This window comes from Glaciecola sp. HA4-3 (assembly GCF_055693685.1).
On sequence record NZ_CM146340.1, the window covers coordinates 2698152 to 2717923 of the forward strand.

A 19772-nucleotide genomic window follows, 5' to 3' on the forward strand; every position below is an offset into this window, starting at 1 on the left:
GTTTACGCTTTAGTCCACCTAAAAAGCGCCTCTTTATCGCTGGCTTTTGGTTTTACCCATGTTTCGGATTTGCCATCTGATTCTTTTTTCCACAGTGGAACATCTTGTTTAAGCGTGTCCATTATAAACATGACCGCCTCAAACGCATGATGCCGATGTGCACTTGTGACCCCCACAAAAACGATATCTTCGCTTGCAGAAACCTTCCCTACTCGATGGATAATGCGGACTTTTCCTAAGGCCCATCGCTGCCTAGCATTATTGACAATATTGTGAAAAGCTTTATCCGTCATTTGTGGGTAGTGCTCTATAAATAGAGTCTTTACGTCACCATTATCGTTGTAATCTCTTACACATCCGGTAAAAGTAACTATCGCGCCATTTTTACCTGTATGATCTTTTAAATCAATATAAGCTTGCGCTGCGCTAAACTGAGTAGATTGAATGCAAATATGGTCATCCATTACTTTCAACTAGCCCCCCGTCACTGGTGGAAAAAATGCTATTTCATCATCGATGTTTATCATCGAATCTACCGAAGACAACGTTTGATTAATTGCAATTAGGATTTGTTCGTCCTTTAACACTACAAAACGACTATCATTTTCAATCAAGCAATCAATAAGCCCTTCGACACTTATGCTTTTTTTCAAGTCATAGCTTACTTCAGAGGTGTTTAAACGTTCTCGCAAACTTGCAAAAAACTTTATGCACAACAATTATTTGGCCTCCCAATCACCTGACTTGCCGCCAGTTTTTTTAATCACTTTAATGTCACTCATCACCATATTCGGATCAACCGCTTTGCACATGTCATATATGGTTAACATTGCTACACTGACCCCTGTTAGCGCTTCCATTTCAACGCCTGTTTTTCCCGTCAGTTTACATACACATTCTACCGATATGCCGTTTTCACATATCAAAAATTGCACATCTATTTTAGTTAGCATCAGTGGATGGCATAAAGGGATCAAGTTAGCACATGATTTAGCCGCTTGGATTCCGGCCACTCTGGCTACACTTAAGACATCTCCCTTTGCAAGCTGATTATTTTTGACCAAGGATAACGCATCTTCACTAATAAAGATTTTACCTGCGGCAGTAGCTTCTCTTACAGTATTATTTTTTTCAGTTACATCAACCATAGTCGCCTTGCCATGCTCATCGAGGTGACTAAGTGAACCATTATTTTTAATTTTTGCTTGCTTATCCTTAAGCCTTTCACTTTGCGACATAGTATCCACACTCTTTGATTCTTTTATCGACATATTACTATACTTGATGCGATTTTGATGTCTAAGTTTTACTCAGGTTTAGTGCATTTAATCGTCTCTTATATTTAAAGACAAAAAAGCCTGACATAATTAGCATCGGGGTTTACAATTAGCCATATGTAAATGCGTATTATTTTTGGATAAGATGAGCGAAAAACAAAGCTTTAAAGTTGGACAGCGGTTTATCAGCAACAGCGAGTCATCTCTTGGTCTTGGTGTGGTTATGGATAGCGACTTTAGAACCGTTAAAATACTATTCCCCGCCGTTAATGAAGAGCGCACTTATGCATCTTTAAATGCTCACATTACAAGATTAGTGCTTAGCGAAGGAGAAAAAGTCAAACATGTCGATGGCTTTGAAATCATCATTGAAGGCGTCCTTGAGCAAGATGATTTACTCACTTATGTTGGTAAACGCACCGATAATGGGCAAGTCGCCCATATTGTTGAAGTCGCACTGGATTCTAACGTAAAACTCAACCAACCCGAAAAACGCCTTTTCCATGGTCAGTTTGATGATCCTAATTGGTTTGAGACTCGCTATCAATGCTGGCAAAAGCAGAACGAGTTTGCCACCTCAGGTGTGGTTGGTCTTGTGGGTGCGCGCGTTGACTTAATTCCCCATCAAATTCATATCGCCAATTCGGTCGGTAATCGCTACGCCCCTAGAGTATTGCTAGCAGATGAGGTAGGACTAGGTAAGACGATTGAAGCTGCGTTAATTATCCATATGCAGTTAATCACCGGTAGAGCGTCACGAGTGCTGATTGTTGTTCCCGATTCACTTGTACATCAATGGCTAGTTGAAATGCTTCGACGGGTGAACCTTGCCTTTTCTGTATTTGATGATGAGCGTATCGAGGCTGTTAAAGAAAGTGGTGAAAACCCTTTTGAACAAGAGCAGTTGGTGCTGTGTAGTCAGTCATTTATTAGCCAAAGTAAAGTGCTTGAACAAGCCAAATCGAGTACTTGGGATATTTTAGTTGTCGATGAAGCACATCACTTGCATTGGTCACCTAATGATATATCACAAGACTACCAAGCAATCGATGCATTGAGTCAAATCGCCACCTCGGTACTATTGTTGACCGCTACACCTGATCAACTTGGTCATGAAAGCCATTTTGCGAGATTACGTTTATTGGACCCTGCTCGTTTTCATGATTATGAGCAATTTGTAGAACAAGAAAAACATTACAGTGAACTTGCTAAAGCAGTAAGCCCTTTACTAGATGAAGAATTAATTTCTAATACGCAAAAAACAAATTTGGCGCAAGTTATTCCAAGCGTATCTTTAGACGACTATGATTTAACACAAGCTGAAGATAAAAAAGAACTAGTGAATAAGCTAGTCGACCAACACGGAACAGGACGCCTGCTTTTTAGAAATCGCCGTTCGGCAATAAGCGGATTTCCTGAACGCAAGGCTCACCCTACCGGACTTAGACTGCCCAAAGAGTATGCTTTAAGCTTGCTTGAGCATGACGATATCAACAGTGCTTTGCACCCCGAGCGAACACTAATGACAGATGATGCGTGGCCAAGTTATGATCCGCGAGTCAGCTATTTAATAGACTTTTTACTTGAGAACCCTACAGAAAAAGTACTCGTCATTTGCGCATATGCAAGTACGGCTTTACAAATAGCTGAATACTTTAGACTAAAAACAAGCATTCGCCATACAGTATTTCATGAAGGCATGAGTATTGTTGAGCGAGACAAAGCCGCTCATTTCTTCTCTCAAACTGAACTAAGTTCAAGTGAAAAAGGCGCTCAAGTGATGCTTTGTAGTGAAATAGGCAGTGAAGGTCGGAATTTCCAGTTTTCAAAGCATCTTGTGTTATTTGATTTACCGCTTAATCCTGATTTACTCGAACAACGCATAGGTAGACTTGACAGAATTGGGCAAAAATTTGATGTTAACATTCACGTGCCCTACTTTGAAGAAACCGCGCAAGAAGTGCTATACACATGGTACGACAAGGCTCTAAGTGCATTTAACGCAACTTGCCCAGTAGGGTCTGACGTATATAGCCGGTTAAAAGATGACTTGCATCACGCACTTGCCACTCCCCACGACCGCGAAAACTGGCTCGATGTCATTGAGCAAGGCCGTCTGGTCAGCGATAAGTTAAAAACTAGAATTGAAGAAGGCCGTGACCGATTGCTGGAAATTAGTGCAAGCGGCAATGAAGCAAGCGATGAAGTACTAGAGCAAATAGTGGTTGCAGAGAATCCTGTCGAGATGTTTAAGTTTATGAATCGTTTGTTTGATTCAATTGGCATTGTCCAAGAAGAAAAAGACGCCCACAGCTTTATTTTGCGTCAATCTGAAAACGCGATGTTTGCTATTAAAGGAGTCAGTGACGAAGGTACTGAGGTGACCTATAAGCGTGAAGTCGCCACTAGTCTTGAACATCTGCAATTTATGAACCCAGATAGTGAATTAGTGACCCAGTGTATTGATTCAGTATTAAGTGATGTAATAGGAAAAAGCTCTGTATGCTTCGTTGGCCAAAACGACGCACCCGTTGGTGCCTATTGGGTAGAAATAATAGCCGTATTAAATCAGGCAGCTCCAAAGTCGTTACAATTATTTAGATATCTTCCCTCTACTCCTGTTCGCTTATGTTTAGATGCTAAACTACAGAGCGTTGAAACTGTGTTTTCACCTATCTTTAAAGTAAAGCCTAAAATGGCGAAGCAGCTCATTACGGCCTTAGAACAACCGATATCTGCTACAATTGATGCGGCATTAATAGAAGCTGAAAAGCAGCTCAAAAAAGTCAAAGACGCAGCGCTTATTAATATGCAATATGAACTTAACGAAGAGATTGAAAGACTAACTATGTTGCGCAAAGTTAATCCTTCTATCCGCCAAGAAGAAATTGACTATTTGCAACAACAAAATGATGAGTTAACGCGTTATATTTCTCAAGCGGAACCCATTTTAGATAGTGTTCGCATTGTTATCAATAATCCTAAATAAGTACGTAAATGGCTTTACTATATTATGCACCTGCTAGCACTCCAGCCTTTGAGCTTGTTTATCAAGATAATGACCTACTGGTATTAGATAAACCCAGCGGCCTGTTAAGTGTGCCTTAGTAAAGCTCCTGAGCACAAAGATTCACTCCAATCTCGAGTCCAACGAGTTTTTCCTAGCGCTACCATCGTGCATCGTTTAGATATGGCAACAAGTGGCCTGATGATTATGGCGCTAAATAAACCAAGTCATCGTGAAATTTCAAGACAATTTGAAAAACGCCTTACACAAAAAACGTATTTTGCTCGGGTCTTTGGTGTTCCTTTGCAAAAAAAAGGCGAAATTGATCTTCCTCTTATTTGTGATTGGCCTCAACGCCCAAAACAAAAAGTGGACCATGAAAATGGCAAAGCGTCATTGACAAAATGGCAGCTGTTAGAGAATGATAGCTATTCTAGTTTGATAAAACTAACGCCCATTACAGGACGCTCTCATCAGTTACGAGTGCATATGCTTAGTTTAGGCCATCCTATTTTAGGCGATCGTTTATACGCGCATGAACACGCACTGCAGGCTAGCGACAGGCTATGCTTGCATGCGCAAAAAATCTCATTTACGCACCCGACGTCTGACAAAACAATGTCATTTGAAAGTGAATTTTCTTTTAATTACTCCGTCAAGTGTGCCGATATATAAATACTAATTTATATCGGTACTATCATGAAATATCGCTTTAATCACATTCGACTATTGATGCTTGTTTGCACCTTAGGCTTGTTCACAGTCTCGCCTGTTTGGGCACAAAGCGATATTACCTACCATATTAATAGTGAAAAACTAAGTTCATTAGCGGTCAACTACGAGCAATCAACACTTGATGTACCAATTATCATTGGTCATTCTCAAACCCCTTTAACCAAGGGCAGTGTAATATTAATCGCTGACTTAGATGCCACTGGTAGCGCGCAACATAAAATCTTACACACAGCACAGTCGCTTAATAAGTGGGGCTGGAATTCCGTTGTAGTAATGCCTAAAACGCGTGATATTGTAAAACAGATTCCTAATGAAACTGATGGAAGTGCGCCCGAAGAAACAACAAGTAACGACAATGGCGAAGCACTTGATAATGTGAATAAGGATATTGAGCAACAGATGAATGCATATGCATGGCACCCTCCTACAGATTTTTCTGAACACGGCGTCGAGCAAACCTTAGCCGCTTTTTATACTAAGTTGTTAGAAGCTGCTAGCGCCCTATATACCGAAAAACCTTAGCTATTATATTTTGTTAACACAGGGCCAAAGCGCTGCTTTTACTATTGAAACGTTATCCAGCGAATCCGACATAGGATTTGATATGTTGATTGTAAATACTCCATATGTGTTAGATTTTACAAAAAATACGCAACTTCCCAATCAGTTAGCTAATCTCAATATTCCTGTCTTAGATATTGTTCAGCAAACTGACCATCCCTTTTCAAAAGCTAGCCAAGATCAACGAAAAATTGCTGCTACAATCACACTAAAAACAGATTTCAGACAACGTCGCTTGTCTCATGCCCAACACGCTCAAGCGCAAGTAGAATCAATAACTAAAGAGATAGTGGGCTGGAGTAGATACTTAGGTTGGTAAACACTACTATTTTTTTTAACTATTAATCATGCAGTTAGCATAAATAAGACAGATAAACATATAAAATCGTATTTTCCAACTATACTTGAAGTATTACTTAACGTTGGCCATTATCCCTTGTTTGTGCAGTCTTTTATTGACCAAAAGTCATCTCAACTCATTTTCTATATTCATGCCTATTGGCATGAATACTTACCTTATACGGAATTAGAAAATTTTATGTGGGATACACTAGAAGAGTGGGCACAAGTCGAACAAACTCAAAATCAACTTTACTCCCATAAAGAACGAGTATTCTGGCATTTGTTTCATCAGACACAACATGTAAGCGCTCAAAAGTTGCAAGAAGACGCGATTCTCAAAGATGAGGTTGAACTGTGTCTGCGTTATTTAGAAAATAACGAAGCATGTCCATTTGATGTAGTGGGCATGAGACCTTAGAGAAGACACTTATTTTTTAGCAATCACAACCTTGTTACGGCCAGTTTCTTTTGCTTTGTAAAGTGCTTGGTCGGCTGCCTCTAACCAATTGTCTGCTTTCTTATAATCTGAAGAAAATTCTGCCACACCAATACTGCACGTATAAAAAACAGCGAAACTATCATATTCGACAGACGCTTTTTCGATAGTTTTTCGTACTCGTTGTGCAACTAATTCAGCATTTTTGGCACTCGTATCTGGTAGCAAAACAACAAACTCTTCACCACCATAGCGCCCTGCTACATCTGTTTCTCGAATGACATTTTGTATGGCTTTTGAAAAATGTACAATGACATCATCTCCAACCTGGTGCCCATACGTATCGTTCACTTTCTTGAAAAAATCGATGTCGAGCATTAATAAAGAATGCAATGATTTACTGCGCATGCTTAATTTAAATTCTCGTTCAAATCTTTCTTGCCAATATCTTCGATTATATAGACCGGTTAAGCCATCAATACGACTAATCGTTTCTAATTGCTTATTCAATCCTTGTATTTGGAGTTTATTTATTGCCTTAGTCAGTAACATCATAGATAAGAAAACACAATTTTTTAACCTGACCATTACTATCAAGCAATGGAGTGATAGTGATGTTTTGATACATGAAATCTGCCCGAGATGTAACTGGACGGCTTGCATCAAATCGAAACATGTAAGGACGTTGTTCCCAAATAATAAAAACAGGTGTCGCCAGTTCCACAACAGGTTTACACTTTCGCTCGAGCCAATGTTTATCAATTTCAGGAAATTGCTCAATTAAATACTGTCCATGCATGTCTTTTGCATCACGTTGACTGTGATTTTGCATAAACTGATTCCAGACCTCAACCTTCAAGTTGAGATCAACCACTACTATGCCCATCTCGAGCGAAGATAAAAGGCCCTGTAGCCAATGATTTGATTCTAAAACGGGTTTATGCTCTGGCATGACCTTCCTTAGACCTGTTCATTTTGCAAAGCTAGCAAACGCTCAAATGCCACATCGAGGCTATGCTTAGGCAATAAAAGCAGTAGTTCAAAATAGACTGATGCGGATGAAACAGAATAAGCAATCTCTACCATCAGCAGTTCATCCCATTGAGACAAATTCTTAGACACCAACTCATCTAAATTACAATCTAAGCCAATGATACTAGGCATAGTGTTTGTCAAATCAATATTCAGTTGGCGCGCTAAGCCATTTAAACATGCACCTACAATAATGTTTGAAATATCCATCAACACTTCAACTTCACTGATATTTTCGATATCTTTTTGATACCCCAATAAGCTAAGTAAACTATCAACATTAGTTTGACTAAACAATATGATGGCTTCGCCTTTAAATCCTTTTCCAACAAAGCCTTTTGAAACAGCTGAAACTTTATCATTATTATCAATCTCAGCAATTGCCATCGCTAGTTCATTGGTATGGACAACGCTCACATTTGGGACTGGCAACTCAACAAAAATATCTAAGAGTTTTGCGAGGCTTTGACCAGCTTGCCCCATCGCCACATTCGACATTTCCCTAAAAACATCTAGTTTCTCTTCAAAACTATGACCCGTTGTGATGGCTTGTTTTCGTTTAGTTGATGTCGAAGTGCCCTCGTATAAACCATATTGCTTTAAAATAGTAATAAGTTGATCGTTGTTTATAGGCTTAGCAATAAAATCAAGCGCACCAAGATTCATTACCCGTTTTCGCGCTTCTTCTTGGACGTCACCAGATACAACAATCACCATAGTTGGTAAGTCTTGTTCACGAATCACCTTGAGCGTTTCGTAGCCATCCATTACCGGCATATTTAGATCTAGAAACAGCACATCGGCAAGGCCTTTTTCAATTTTTTCAATTGCTTCTTGACCATTTTGAGCAAAGTTGATTTCAACATCCCATTCATCAGGCAAAGCCCGAGCCATCGCCTTTCTGGCAAAGCCTGAGTCGTCGCAAATTACTACGGGAAGGGTCATTCTTAAAAGGCCTTAACTAATTAGTTTAGTAATCAAAGATTTATCTATTAACTCTTTATCGGCAGTTCTTGCAAGTTCTTAAACTGCAAATGGGTAAGCAAGCGCTTCGTGACTTTGATAATCGTGAAGAATGAAATCATCAGTCGATACCCATGTTTCAATGTCTTCTAAGCTTTTAATATCTTTGTTAATGGTCAGCTTAGGCATATCAAAAGGCGTTCGTGCTAACTGCTCGTTTTGCATTAACTCTAGCTGATTCTCATATATGTGCGCATTGACAATTTTATGAAATACTTTGCCTTGGCTTGTGACCGGTAATTTGTGCCATTAGTGCTAATAGCACGAAACACTGCGGCATATTAAAAGTCAATCCTAGTGGTACGTCACAACTTCTCATGTAGCTGGTAAGATGCAGTGTTCCGTTTAAAAGCGAAAAAGTGTGGGTGTGCATGCAAGGCCGCAAGCACCCCAGATCAAATTCACCAGGGTTATAAAAAGTAAGAATTTCGCCCCTATCGTCTATTCCCCTACTGAGGTTATGAACAACTTTTTTAAGCTGGTCGACCGTTGTGCCATTGGGTTTTTGCCAGTTACGCCCTTGAACACCATATACTCGCCCCATGTCATCATGGCCTTTACGTGCTGGATTGTTTAACCATGCTTGGTTCTCATTTGCATTAGCGTCCCACGTTTTACATCCTATTTGTCTGAATTGCTCTGCACTATCATACCCCCGCAAATAGCCTAATAACTCAGCAATTGCCGCCTTATAATAACATTTTCGTGTGGTGACTAATGGGAATTCGTTATTACCCACATCATATTCAAGGTCTGCATTGATTAAGGTAAGACAACGAATGCCTGTACGTTCGTTTTCAACCCAGTGGCCTTCTTTTATTAATCGAAAGCAGAGGTCTTCATACTGTGTTTTGTTAGCTTTTGTCATCTTATCTTTTTGCCATTACTGCACGTTTGTCATCTTTCTTGTAGGCATAAACAATTAAGCCTAGGCCCGCTAAAATCATCGGGATACACAACATTTGACCTTGACTTAAGCCGATATCATAAAGGCCAAGGTGCATATCAGGCTCCCTGTAAAATTCTACAATAAATCTAAATACACCGTAGCCTAACAAGAATAGTCCACCTGTTGCACCCACTGGTCTAGGCTTTGCTGAATATAGCCATAAAATAAGGAACAATACGGCTCCCTCTAAAAAGAACTCATAAAGCTGTGATGGGTGTCTTGGGAGTTCATCTGCGTTTGGAAAAACAAATGCCCAAGAAACATCGGTAGGCCGCCCCCATAATTCGCCATTGATAAAATTACCAATGCGCCCAGCACCTAAACCTATAGGAACCAAGGGTGCAACAAAATCGCCAACTTGTAAAAACTTCCAACCTTGTTTTTTTGCATATATGAAACACGCAAGAATCACGCCTAAGCAACCACCATGAAAAGACATCCCCCCTTCCCATATTTTTAATAGAAATAAAGGGTTATCAAGAAACTCTGGGAATTTATAGAACAAAACATAACCAAATCGCCCCCCCAGAATCACGCCTAACATACCATAAAAAAGTAAGTCACTGAGCTGCTCTTTAGACCATGTTGTTGTCGATAAGCGTTTAGATGCAAGCCAATAGGCGGCTGCAAAACCAACCAAATACATAAGTCCATACCAGCGCAAAGCGACAGGACCTATTTCAAAAATTATGGGGTTAATGTTGGGAAAGGGTAAATATCCGGTAGCACTCATCGAGTTATTCTAATCCTATAATCATTCGAATACTGACAAGTACTAAAAACATGGCAAATATTCGTTTTAACTTTTTTGTATCCAATTTAGCACTTAGTTTAGCACCTACTGGTGCAGTTATCATTGAGGTTATGATAATTCCTACGCTTGCAGGCAAAAATACATAGCCTAAGGAGTATTGTGGAAGATATTGTGCATTCCATCCACTGTAAACGAAACTAGATGTCCCAAAAATAGCGATCACAATGCCACAAAATGCTGCGCACCCAATGGCCTTTTTTATGTGTACCTGGAACCACACCAGTATTGGGACCAATAATGCACCACCGCCTATTCCCATTAAAGCTGCAACAAAACCACTGCCAAGACCAATACTACTCAAAAGGCCTTTGCTAAAACTATTATCTGAAACGGTGTTGCGCCCAAATATCATCTGCAAAGCAATGACAATGACAAGTCCTGCAAAAATTCGTTTTAAAACAAGTCCTGAAATAGATGAGGCAAACAAAGCACCGATGGTCGCCCCGATAGCGATACCGCATGCACACCAAATCACAATGTTTTTTTCGATATTCCCTAATTTAAAATGAGAACGGGCTGAAGACATACCTGTAAAGATGACTGTGGATAATGAAGTTGCGATCGCAATAGGCATTGCATGCTCTACGCTAATATTTAGTAAATGCGTAAACATATATAAAAGTACGGGCACAATAATTAGGCCACCACCAATACCAAGTAAACCAGCTAGTACACCAACAATACAACCTAAAGCAACACAAGCTAAAAAAACAATAATAACCGGGTCCATTAACTACCCGCTCTCACAAGCCCACCAAGTTTTCTTGCTTCTAGGTAATCATCCAAGAGCTGCTTTACTTGCTGTGCTGTTTCTTGGCGAAGTACTATTTGCAGCAAGCCTTGTATGTCAAGCACGTTAGTATTACGAATTACCCAATTGATTTTTCGCAAAGAGTGCGCGTTCATACTCAGTTTCTTGTAGCCCATCGCCATTAGTAATAAGGCCCCTGTCGGTTCTCCAGCAAGCTCCCCACACACAGTCACTGGAATAGCATGTTGATTAGATTGTTTTATGATTTGCTGCAAAGCATTAAGCACTGATGGGTGATAGCTAGAATATAAGTCGGCCACTCTGGCATTATTTCGGTCAACGGCTAATAAATATTGCGTGAGGTCATTGGTTCCCACTGAAAAGAAATCGACATGCTTTGCCAGCTGCGCAATTTGAAAAATCACTGCAGGCACTTCTAACATTACGCCAACTGCAGGCTTTGATAGCATTTCACCTTTTAAGAATGCTTCTTCTTTTACTTCTAAAAATGCTTGTTTAATCAGGCGCTTTGCTTCAATCACCTCGCTGATTGTTGACACCATTGGCAACAAAATATGTAAATTAGACAAGCCGATACTGGCTTTTAACATTGCTCGTATTTGCACCAAAAATATATCAGGATGGTCCAAGGTTAAACGGATTCCTCGCCACCCTAAAAATGGATTATCCTCTGTAATGGGGAAATAAGATAAGGGTTTGTCGCCCCCCACATCTAGAGTACGCATAGTGATTTCTTTATTTGGATATGCGCTTAATAAGCTATGATACAAATCACATTGTTCTTGTTCGGATGGAAAACGCTCACGCATCATAAAAGGAATTTCAGTGCGGTATAAACCAACGCCATCTCCTTGAACAAATTGTTCCATTTCAACGTTAGCCGAAAGACCTGCATTCACTAGCAAGGAAATAGCATGCTTATCAAGCGTGATGCTAGGCAGATTTGCTACTTTCGCAATTTTTGCTTGTAGCAATTCCTCTTGTTTAATCAGTTTTTGATATTCGCCACGCACCTTGTCATTGAAATTGACCGACACTTCACCCGAGTAACCATCAATAAACAATTCGTTGTTATCAAGGGCATTTAGAGAGATTCGATGTAAGCCCATTACAGCAGGGACACCCATAGCACGAGCTAAAATAGCTGCATGGCTGTTATTGGAGCCGTTTATTGAAACAATACCCACTAACTTTTCACGTGGAAACTCCGCAAGCATTGGCGCGCTAACTTCCGTTGCAACCAAAATACATTTATCACTTGTTTTAGCATCAAAATCAATGTCTCTATCACCTAAAATATTAAGCAATATCCTATTTGATAAATCAACTATATCAACCGCACGCTCCCTCATATATGGGTCATCCATATTTTTGAAACGCAAGGCATAACTTTCCACAACAAGTTTAAGACTAGATGCTGCATCCCAGCCATCATGGATTTTTGCTTCAACTTCTCTGCCTAAGCTATTTGCATCAAGCAGTTGTTGGTAAAGCTGAAAAATTGCACTTACATCCTCAGGGATATTGTCTGACACGCTAGCGGATAAATCATTCACTTGTGTACGGGTTTTTTCAACAGCTTGACGATATAAGTCAATTTGCTCAGCACTATTTGTATTTTTTTTAGGTATCCACTGTCCTAAGTCATATTTGTTTTTGTATGCAACACCGATACCTATCGCTAAACCAGAGGAACCTGGTATTCCATTGAGGACTTTGGACGTATTTTCTTGATGCTTATCGTCTAGCGAAAACTTTCCCGTAATTTCTGCATTAACAATTTCAAGGGCGATTTGAGACGCTAAAGTGACTAGAAATGCTTCTTCATCCTCACTGAATCGTCGACTTGCTTTTTGTTGCATTGAGATAACACCTAATACCTTCCGTTGGTACATAATTGGCGTACCAATAAACGCATGGTAGTTATCTTCTTTTACTTCGGGAAAGTGTTTGAATCGGGGGTGTTCTTGCGCATTCTCAATATTGATAGGCTCTTCTCTATCTCCAATTAAGCCAATAAGACCCTCATCAAATCCAATTTTAACTTTACCAATCGCTTGCTTGTCCAGCCCATCAGTCGCCGATAGCAGAAGTTCGCGCGTGCTATAATTTGCAAGGTAAATTGAACACGAATCAACCGATACCGTTTGTTTAACCATTGTCACTAAATGATTTAAAGCCTGATCTAGCGCTGGTATTTGACCGACTTCTTGAATGATCTGTTTTAGACTGGTTAACATATCACTCCTGCAGAGATAGTGTTGTTAAATATTATTGAGGCGCTAATAGCGTCTTCACAAATACGCTTTATTTTGCAGGCTTTTTGCGTCTTCTGTTCTTGCGGTAATTGTTAGACGCCTGCATTTTCGATACTGGCATCACAAACGAAACAAATTCCTTCATAGCGCGACGGTATACGTCACGTTTAAATGAGACGACATTTCGGATTGGGTACCAATAACTAACCCAACGCCAATCATCAAACTCAGGATGACCTGAAGCTGCTAAATTAACATCTTTGTCTTCGCATGTTAGCTGCAGCAAAAACCATTTTTGCTTTTGCCCTATACAAACGGGTTCAGAGCCTTTTCGAATGAGTCGTTTGGGCAGGCGGTAACGCAACCAACTGCGTGACATGGCCAGCACTTTCACGTCTTTCTTTTGCAGTCCAACTTCTTCGTATAGCTCTCTATACATTGCTTGTTCAGCTGATTCGCCTTGGTCAATCCCACCTTGTGGAAATTGCCATGAATGTTGGCCGTAACGCCTAGCCCAGAACACTTGACCGGATTTATTGCATATAATTATGCCAACATTCGCGCGGAATCCTTCGGTATCAATCACTTAGATTACCTAGCGCGGTTATATTTTATTATGGTAGCATTCTTTCATATTATCTGTTTTATTCAAAGTATTTGTTGGTCTTTTGTGAAAATACCCAATCCGCCGGCTACACAAGAAGAATTAATGCTGCGCGCTGATGCTATGGCAGGTGCACGCTTGAGTGATATCGCCCACTTTCTTGGTATTGAGGTGCCTATAGACTTTAAGCGCCACAAAGGATGGTCTGGTCAATTAATTGAACGCTATTTGGGTGCGACAGCAGGCAGTAAACCTCAGCAAGATTTTGCTCATTTAGGGATAGAGTTGAAAACATTACCACTATCACATCAACAATCTCCACTTGAAACAACCTATGTTTGTTATTCACCGCTTACTGGTATTAATGGGCTAACTTGGGAGCTTTCGAATGTGCGAAACAAACTTCGTAAAGTGCTTTGGATACCCGTTGAAGGGGAAAGAGATATACCGCCGTCTGAGCGACATATCGGTTCTCCAATTCTTTGGTCACCCAGCTCAATAGAGCTGCAGAAAATGAAGGATGACTGGGAAGAATTAACCGACATGATCATATTAGGTCAGGTAGAGGAAATTACGGCGCGCATTGGTGAAGTATTACAGATTCGCCCTAAAGCTGCAGATGGAAAAGCATTAACTAAGGCAATTGGCCCACAAGGTTCAATAATACAAACTAGGCCTCGCGGCTTTTATTTGCGAAAGTCATTCACCGCAAACATTCTCAAACAGTCATTTTATTGAGTTAGGTCAACAAGCTAAGAAGGCTTACAGCGTATATTAGCTAGGTCTTTTACATTGGCGTTTGGGGAGAATATATAATGGCTTTAATGGTAACTGATGAATGTATCAACTGTGACTTGTGTCCGCAGGAATGTCCGAATGAAGCAATCACAATGGGCGATGAAATATTTGAAATAGACAACACTAAATGTACTGAGTGTGTTGGGCATTACGATGAACCAAGTTGCGTATTAGTATGCCCTGTAGAATGCATCATTGCAGATCCTAAATGTGTTGAATCTGTTGACCAATTGGCCGAAAAATTTACTCGAATGCATGGTTAATTGTGCTTTGCCGCAACTTCTCATGTTTTAACTATCACGGACAAAGTATGACATTGAATGACCCACAAACAAACAAGCTATCAACTGCGGTGAGAATTATGTTGGGTATCGCATCACTTCCTTCATTGATTTTGGCATTTATGTTAGTGAGCATGGTAATAGATGGAAAGAACGCTGAAATAGATATTTTTGAAGTGATTTACGGTGCTGTTGGAGTTGTCGCTTTTTATATCGCTCTAAGCGGTAAAAAACTTTTTTGAGGTTTTTGTATAATGCAATTATAAATATTCTTTATCCGCTTTACATTTTGCTGCAAAGCGCCGATTTTACTAGCGTCATGACTACACTGTTCAATCGTGAAAATACTTCTACAGCTTACTTTTGCGAACAATTTTTTCAATGCGAGTATTAACAATGTTTGTCAATATCACTCTATCGTCACCGGTAGTGTTACTAAATTGAATAATGACCGTGTCAATGTCCTCGTAAAAACGGGCGATACTCGAGTAACCTAAGACCCAGCCACTATGATCATATCGATACAAGCTTTTGTAGATCTCATTTTCTCGTTCCGTCATCAAGCTACCGTCATTTAATGCCCTTAGAAAAATACCGACATCTTGCGCATTCGCAACATAACCTTGATCTAGATGCTTAAAGCTTTGCTCATAACCCACATGATAACCGTTCATGATTTGCTCACTTTCAGCCTCATGAATTGAGAAGTAAGTTGAGTTTAAGTTCAATGGAACTAGAATTTCTTTTTGAATATATTGAGTGTAGTGATAGCCCAATACAGCGCTCATTATTTTTTGCAATAACAGGTAATTGGTATTGGAATATGCATACTCCTCACCCGGCAAAAAGTCTGCAGGTTTATCTAAGACCAAATCCAAGACATCAAGAGAATTTGAACCCCAGTCGAATCCCATTTGGTCAGTGAAATTTGGAATACCACTGCGATGCTCTACCATCATTCGTAAGGTGATTTTATCAGCGTAGGCAATGCGAGTTTTTAGTTCAGGCAAATAGTTGGCAAGCGTATTGTCTAACTCAAGCAAATTGGCAGCCGCCATTTTCGCTATCGCTGTTGCTTCATATAGTTTCGCAATACTGGCTATTTTAAATAAGGCATTGTCATAGGCAGGTATTTGCATTTGTTTATCATGCCAACCACTTGCATATAGCTTAGGGCCAGTATGTGGGCCATCTACATATACAATCATGCCATCTAATCCATGCTTGGTTGCAAGTTGCATTTCTGCTTCAACGCTACTAGGAATTGCTTTTAAATAGTAAAGTCCGTATTCCCAAGGCGCAAATACATAAATGCTCGCTGACATGATTGATAAAGCAAAACAGGTTTTTAACAACACTTTTTTCCACACCGTCACAAACACCTCACAAGTACTTCATAAAGTCAGCATTATTTCATTTGTGGAATATAGTGCAATCAATCAATTGTAAAAAGCTATGTCGTCAGCACATATAAGACTTTATATGCGGTGATAAAGCAACGCCTACTATTAACTTGCTTGTGTTTGTCGTTTGTTAACAGTCAACGCGTCGGACTCTTCTTTGCTATCTTGTTCTTCACAAGTAGTAGTGATTGAATAAGTAAACACTGCACCAAGCAAAACAACTATCCAAGACAAATATACCCACATAAATAAAATAGGCACAACGGCTAGTGCGCCATAAATGACTTCATATGATGGAAAGTTTGACACATAAAGCGCAAAGCCCTTTTTGGTCAGCTCAAATAGCATGGTTGCCAGCAAAGCCCCACAAAAAGCATATTTAGCACGAATCGGTCGATTGGGAACGACCATGTACAAAATCAAGAATACACCAATGGCAGAAAACCAAGGAACAAGTTTAAGGACCGCCGTACCAAACCCAGGCGTATAATCATCAGCAAAGGTTGCTAAACCCGTTAAGTACGAGCTAACCGCAATACTCACACCAACAAGTAATGGTCCCAAAGTGATCACCATCCAATAAATAGCGAAGGTGTAAACCCGAGGACGCTGCACTTTAGTTTTCCATAAATGATTGAATGTTTTATCGATGTTTGAAATCAATAACAAGGCAACAATAAGCAAGGAAAAAATACTCGCAGCTCCCATCCCAGAAGCATTTCCAACAAAATCTGTCATGTGCTTTTGCACAACATCACCGGCATGAGGAACAAAGTTTGCAAAGATAAAGTTTTCGACTTGCCCACGGATTTCTTCAAAAGCAGGAAAAGCTGACATGATCATAAAAAACACCATGATCACAGGAACAAGAGAGAGCAAACTAACATATGCCAAATGACCTGCAGACACAGTAATACGTTCGCTTAATAGGTTCTTGAAAAAACTCAAGCCAATCTGTTTGAGCAATGGCAAACGCTTTGCACTGCTTTGTTTTATTTTGCTTATTACATCCACACCAAACGCTCTTAGTCAGTAAACACTACAAGACAAGTATTTTAGCAAGATATAACTGGCTTTATAAGGCTTAGTCGAAAATGAATCTCACAAGCCCAAAGACGCTAAGGCCGTAAACCAAGCATGTGACAAATTGCAAAGCTTAATTCGCTTCTGTTTAGCGTATAGAAGTGAAAATGTTTTATGCCTTCTTTGGCTAACACTTTTACCATTTCCATTGCAATATTAGCACCCAGCAGATTTCTAGTTGCTTGGTCATCTTTATCCAGGCCTTCATACATTTTGTGTAACCAACCTTAGCACATGGACATTTGTCATGTTAGCAAAACGCACAAGAGTCTGATAATTAGTAACGGGCAAAATTCCTAGTACAATCTCAGCATCGATGCCAGCCGCCGCTGCTCTATCTCTGAATCTAAGTAAAACACTTGTATCAAAGAAAAACTGCGTAATTGCTTCATTAGCACCCGCTTCGACTTTTCGTTTGAGGTTCAGTAAATCAAACTGATCGTTAGGAGCATCAGGATGCTTTTCAGGGTATGCTGCAACCGATATATCGAAATCAGCTACATCTTTGAGAAGACCCACCAAATCCGATGCATATAGTTCCGTTTTCTCCATTGTAGGTGGCAAGTCACCTCTTAAGGCTACTATCCTTCTGACACCACTATCCCAATAATCCTTTGCAAGCATGCGAAGCTCTTGCGCGCTTGCGTCAACACAGGTTAAGTGAGGTGCAGCACAAATACCCGTTTCAGATTGGATACGTTTGACAACATTATGTGTTCTATCACGTTCACCGCTATTTGCACCATATGTGACCGACATATATTTAGGTTTAAGTGGCGCTAATCGTTCGACCGATTTCCACAATGTTGTTTCCATTGCTTCGTTGCTAGCGGGAAAAAATTCAAACGATACCTCGATGTCTCGAAGTTCGCTTAATGATTGATTTAGTGCATCTATACCTTGCGCGAAAGAACCCATAACCTGACCTTGCAGACGTTTAGACGTCTAAACTACGAAAATATGGCCTAGACGTCAAGCAATTTAGACGTCTAGATTGATATTTTCTATAGACCAGTTAAAATTTTGATATAACTAAATAACAAGAATAAAGAATATGGCAGATTGGAACGGTGAGTATATTCACCCTTATGCGGAACATGGCAAGAAAAGTGAGCAAGTCAAAAAGGTCACAGTGTCAATTCCGATTAACGTTTTAAAGGTCTTAACCGACGAGCGCACGCGCCGACAAGTCGCTAATCTTCGTCATGCAACTAACTCTGAATTATTATGTGAAGCGTTTTTGCATGCATTTACAGGGCAACCTTTGCCTAACGACGCTGATTTGAAAAAAGACAACCCAAATCGAATCCCTGCACAAGCAAGACAAATCATGGCAAATATGGGGCTTGATGTAGAAGCTGCAGAGAAAAAAGACTAATCATTAAGTCAGTAAAGCAAGGTTATCGCTTTACTGACTTATGTAGAGATTACTGAGATTGTAGGGTTTTGATAAATTCATCAGATTGCGAAATGGCCGAATTCATCTCGGACAGTAAATTGTTCACATCTCTTTTAATGCTAGTAAACTCACCTTGTAAAGCACCAATAGCATTTGCATTTAAGTTGTGTTTTAAATAGAGCACATTGTCTTGCAAGGCGCTCAACACGGGACTCATGCTACTTTCAACCTTTCGCATAGAACGCAAAAGCCCATCATATTTTCGCTGTGTCTCGGCCAGTTTGCGCTGACTATCTCTGCGTAAATTTTGATTATTGATAAGCAGTAGCTCCTCTTCCCATTCACGAAATAAGGATTCAGCTACGCTTTGTACTTTGTCGATACGAGAAGTAACCTCATCTGCACTATCTTGACTGGCTTCATATTGATCGTTTAGGTTTTGATAAACATCCTCTAATTCACCACCATCAAAATTAATTAAGGCACTAAATTCCTCCAATGCACTAGCAAACTGCTCTTGCGCTTCTTCTTGAGTCTCTTGCGCATCTTCAACTCTATCGACTAAAATTTCGCGTTTTTCAACACCTACTTTTTCCCACAAATTAAAGTAAGTGTCATCTATTGTCGATTGGCAACCACTTAAGAGTATTATACTAAGCGCTGCCACACTGATAACCTTCTTCATTTATTTATATCCTTAAATTTTTAGTCGGCTTTAAATTTAGCAGCATCAATAATACTGTATAAATGCACTAAGGCACCAATAATGGCGGGAACGATTAAAAACCATAAAGCGTATCCTACTGCGACTATTACGAAAAATAGGATTGCCGCCATAATGCGGCCCTGAACAAGTTGACCGAGTCCCGGGAAAAAAATGTTACAAATAGCAGCGATTACATTACCGCCTGAGCCTTGTCCAGCCATAAAGGTTCCTTAATATATAAACTTGAATATATAAACTTGTTTTGCACTATCTGTGCTTTGCTATTGTCATC

Annotated in this window: 22 protein-coding genes and 3 pseudogenes; 9 read left to right on the top strand and 16 right to left on the bottom strand. The window is 39.9% G+C overall.

Features of this window, described 5'->3' with window-relative positions; genetic code table 11:
- Positions 1–2: 2 nt before the first annotated feature.
- From ACZ1G6_RS12915 to moaC, 3 genes are read right to left on the bottom strand one after another with little or no spacing between them, the layout of a single operon-like run.
- A complete protein-coding gene (locus ACZ1G6_RS12915) occupies positions 3–464 on the bottom strand; it encodes a molybdenum cofactor biosynthesis protein MoaE (RefSeq protein ID WP_472616656.1) in 462 nt (153 codons plus the stop codon).
- 9 nt (positions 465–473) lie between these two features.
- Positions 474–716, bottom strand: coding sequence for a MoaD/ThiS family protein (locus tag ACZ1G6_RS12920; RefSeq protein ID WP_472616657.1), 243 nt, complete (start codon positions 714–716; stop codon positions 474–476).
- Positions 717–719: 3 nt separating this feature from the next.
- Positions 720–1199 (bottom strand): cyclic pyranopterin monophosphate synthase MoaC, encoded by a 480-nt coding sequence (gene moaC / locus ACZ1G6_RS12925; protein ID WP_472618986.1) that lies wholly within the window; start codon positions 1197–1199, stop codon positions 720–722.
- A 223-nt stretch (positions 1200–1422) separates the two neighbouring features.
- Between moaC and rapA the strand changes: the two genes are divergently transcribed.
- The 5 genes and pseudogenes from rapA to ACZ1G6_RS12950 all read left to right on the top strand — a co-directional run bounded on the left by rapA (position 1423) and on the right by ACZ1G6_RS12950 (position 6340).
- A complete protein-coding gene (gene rapA / locus ACZ1G6_RS12930) occupies positions 1423–4266 on the top strand; it encodes an RNA polymerase-associated protein RapA (RefSeq protein WP_472616658.1) in 2844 nt (947 codons plus the stop codon).
- 8 nt (positions 4267–4274) lie between these two features.
- Positions 4275–4959 (top strand): annotated as a pseudogene (locus ACZ1G6_RS12935) (RluA family pseudouridine synthase).
- A gap of 24 nt (positions 4960–4983) precedes the next feature.
- Positions 4984–5541, top strand: coding sequence for a hypothetical protein (locus ACZ1G6_RS12940; protein WP_472616659.1), 558 nt, complete (start codon positions 4984–4986; stop codon positions 5539–5541).
- Positions 5542–5551: 10 nt separating this feature from the next.
- Positions 5552–5899 (top strand): DUF3530 family protein, encoded by a 348-nt coding sequence (locus ACZ1G6_RS12945; RefSeq protein WP_472616660.1) that lies wholly within the window; start codon positions 5552–5554, stop codon positions 5897–5899.
- Positions 5900–6022: 123 nt separating this feature from the next.
- On the top strand, positions 6023–6340 hold the full coding sequence (locus tag ACZ1G6_RS12950) for a hypothetical protein (RefSeq protein ID WP_472618987.1): 318 nt from the start codon (positions 6023–6025) through the stop codon (positions 6338–6340).
- Positions 6341–6349: 9 nt separating this feature from the next.
- Here the strand turns inward: ACZ1G6_RS12950 and ACZ1G6_RS12955 are convergent, their stop codons facing one another.
- The 8 genes and pseudogenes from ACZ1G6_RS12955 to rppH form a co-directional block, all read right to left on the bottom strand.
- Complete coding sequence (locus ACZ1G6_RS12955; RefSeq protein ID WP_472616661.1) at positions 6350–6868, bottom strand: GGDEF domain-containing protein; 519 nt, start codon at positions 6866–6868, stop codon at positions 6350–6352.
- A gap of 28 nt (positions 6869–6896) precedes the next feature.
- Positions 6897–7310, bottom strand: a complete 414-nt coding sequence (locus tag ACZ1G6_RS12960) for a PAS domain-containing protein (protein WP_472616662.1) — start codon at positions 7308–7310, stop codon at positions 6897–6899.
- Positions 7311–7318: 8 nt separating this feature from the next.
- Positions 7319–8335 carry a response regulator gene (locus ACZ1G6_RS12965; protein WP_472616663.1) on the bottom strand — a complete coding sequence of 339 codons (1017 nt, stop codon included), beginning with the start codon at positions 8333–8335 and terminating at the stop codon, positions 7319–7321.
- Between the two features lie 78 nt (positions 8336–8413).
- Positions 8414–9281: pseudogene (locus tag ACZ1G6_RS12970) on the bottom strand (thymidylate synthase).
- A 1-nt stretch (position 9282) separates the two neighbouring features.
- Entirely contained in the window at positions 9283–10095 is an 813-nt protein-coding gene (lgt, locus tag ACZ1G6_RS12975) for a prolipoprotein diacylglyceryl transferase (protein WP_472616664.1), read from the bottom strand.
- Between the two features lie 4 nt (positions 10096–10099).
- Positions 10100–10906: a sulfite exporter TauE/SafE family protein gene (locus tag ACZ1G6_RS12980; RefSeq protein WP_472616665.1), complete on the bottom strand. Its 807-nt coding sequence runs from the start codon at positions 10904–10906 to the stop codon at positions 10100–10102.
- Complete coding sequence (gene ptsP / locus ACZ1G6_RS12985; protein WP_472616666.1) at positions 10906–13188, bottom strand: phosphoenolpyruvate--protein phosphotransferase; 2283 nt, start codon at positions 13186–13188, stop codon at positions 10906–10908. Before ptsP ends, ACZ1G6_RS12980 begins: the two co-directional genes overlap by 1 nt.
- A 67-nt stretch (positions 13189–13255) precedes the next feature.
- The gene (gene rppH / locus ACZ1G6_RS12990) at positions 13256–13792 is read right to left on the bottom strand and encodes an RNA pyrophosphohydrolase (RefSeq protein ID WP_472616667.1); all 537 of its coding nucleotides are present in this window, start codon (positions 13790–13792) and stop codon (positions 13256–13258) included.
- Between the two features lie 84 nt (positions 13793–13876).
- Here rppH and mutH point away from each other — a divergent pair, with 84 nt between their 5' ends.
- The 3 genes from mutH (at position 13877) to ACZ1G6_RS13005 (ending at position 15131) form a co-directional block, all read left to right on the top strand.
- Positions 13877–14548 (top strand): DNA mismatch repair endonuclease MutH, encoded by a 672-nt coding sequence (gene mutH / locus ACZ1G6_RS12995; RefSeq protein ID WP_472616668.1) that lies wholly within the window; start codon positions 13877–13879, stop codon positions 14546–14548.
- A gap of 77 nt (positions 14549–14625) precedes the next feature.
- Positions 14626–14871: a YfhL family 4Fe-4S dicluster ferredoxin gene (locus ACZ1G6_RS13000; RefSeq protein ID WP_472616669.1), complete on the top strand. Its 246-nt coding sequence runs from the start codon at positions 14626–14628 to the stop codon at positions 14869–14871.
- Between the two features lie 47 nt (positions 14872–14918).
- A complete protein-coding gene (locus ACZ1G6_RS13005) occupies positions 14919–15131 on the top strand; it encodes a hypothetical protein (RefSeq protein ID WP_472616670.1) in 213 nt (70 codons plus the stop codon).
- A gap of 108 nt (positions 15132–15239) precedes the next feature.
- Here ACZ1G6_RS13005 and ACZ1G6_RS13010 read toward each other — a convergent pair whose 3' ends face one another.
- From ACZ1G6_RS13010 to metF, 3 genes and pseudogenes are all read right to left on the bottom strand, one after another.
- Positions 15240–16265, bottom strand: coding sequence for a serine hydrolase domain-containing protein (locus ACZ1G6_RS13010; protein ID WP_472616671.1), 1026 nt, complete (start codon positions 16263–16265; stop codon positions 15240–15242).
- 132 nt (positions 16266–16397) lie between these two features.
- Positions 16398–17306, bottom strand: a complete 909-nt coding sequence (locus tag ACZ1G6_RS13015) for a virulence factor BrkB family protein (protein WP_472616672.1) — start codon at positions 17304–17306, stop codon at positions 16398–16400.
- 104 nt (positions 17307–17410) lie between these two features.
- Positions 17411–18293 (bottom strand): annotated as a pseudogene (metF, locus tag ACZ1G6_RS13020) (methylenetetrahydrofolate reductase).
- A 136-nt stretch (positions 18294–18429) separates the two neighbouring features.
- Between metF and metJ the strand changes: the two are divergent.
- Complete coding sequence (gene metJ, locus ACZ1G6_RS13025; RefSeq protein ID WP_472616673.1) at positions 18430–18753, top strand: met regulon transcriptional regulator MetJ; 324 nt, start codon at positions 18430–18432, stop codon at positions 18751–18753.
- A gap of 49 nt (positions 18754–18802) precedes the next feature.
- On the opposite strand, the gene ACZ1G6_RS13030 is transcribed toward metJ, so the two are convergent.
- Both ACZ1G6_RS13030 and ACZ1G6_RS13035 read right to left on the bottom strand, forming a co-directional pair.
- Positions 18803–19459, bottom strand: a complete 657-nt coding sequence (locus ACZ1G6_RS13030) for a DUF2959 domain-containing protein (RefSeq protein WP_472616674.1) — start codon at positions 19457–19459, stop codon at positions 18803–18805.
- A gap of 20 nt (positions 19460–19479) precedes the next feature.
- The gene (locus ACZ1G6_RS13035) at positions 19480–19701 is read right to left on the bottom strand and encodes a hypothetical protein (protein WP_472616675.1); all 222 of its coding nucleotides are present in this window, start codon (positions 19699–19701) and stop codon (positions 19480–19482) included.
- Positions 19702–19772: the final 71 nt, after the last annotated feature.

Excerpts from the sequence above, each read along its gene's own strand:
- ACZ1G6_RS12915 (WP_472616656.1), bottom strand. The coding sequence starts at position 464 with ATGGATGACCATATTTGCATTCAATCTACTCAGTTTAGCGCAGCGCAA.
- rapA (WP_472616658.1), top strand. The coding sequence starts at position 1,423 with ATGAGCGAAAAACAAAGCTTTAAAGTTGGACAGCGGTTTATCAGCAAC.
- ACZ1G6_RS12940 (WP_472616659.1), top strand. The coding sequence starts at position 4,984 with ATGAAATATCGCTTTAATCACATTCGACTATTGATGCTTGTTTGCACC.
- ACZ1G6_RS12960 (WP_472616662.1), bottom strand. The coding sequence starts at position 7,310 with ATGCCAGAGCATAAACCCGTTTTAGAATCAAATCATTGGCTACAGGGC.
- ACZ1G6_RS12965 (WP_472616663.1), bottom strand. The coding sequence starts at position 8,335 with ATGACCCTTCCCGTAGTAATTTGCGACGACTCAGGCTTTGCCAGAAAG.
- lgt (WP_472616664.1), bottom strand. The coding sequence starts at position 10,095 with ATGAGTGCTACCGGATATTTACCCTTTCCCAACATTAACCCCATAATT.
- ACZ1G6_RS12980 (WP_472616665.1), bottom strand. The coding sequence starts at position 10,906 with ATGGACCCGGTTATTATTGTTTTTTTAGCTTGTGTTGCTTTAGGTTGT.
- ptsP (WP_472616666.1), bottom strand. The coding sequence starts at position 13,188 with ATGTTAACCAGTCTAAAACAGATCATTCAAGAAGTCGGTCAAATACCA.
- ACZ1G6_RS13000 (WP_472616669.1), top strand. The coding sequence starts at position 14,626 with ATGGCTTTAATGGTAACTGATGAATGTATCAACTGTGACTTGTGTCCG.
- ACZ1G6_RS13005 (WP_472616670.1), top strand. The coding sequence starts at position 14,919 with ATGACATTGAATGACCCACAAACAAACAAGCTATCAACTGCGGTGAGA.
- metJ (WP_472616673.1), top strand. The coding sequence starts at position 18,430 with ATGGCAGATTGGAACGGTGAGTATATTCACCCTTATGCGGAACATGGC.
- ACZ1G6_RS13030 (WP_472616674.1), bottom strand. The coding sequence starts at position 19,459 with ATGAAGAAGGTTATCAGTGTGGCAGCGCTTAGTATAATACTCTTAAGT.
- ACZ1G6_RS13035 (WP_472616675.1), bottom strand. The coding sequence starts at position 19,701 with ATGGCTGGACAAGGCTCAGGCGGTAATGTAATCGCTGCTATTTGTAAC.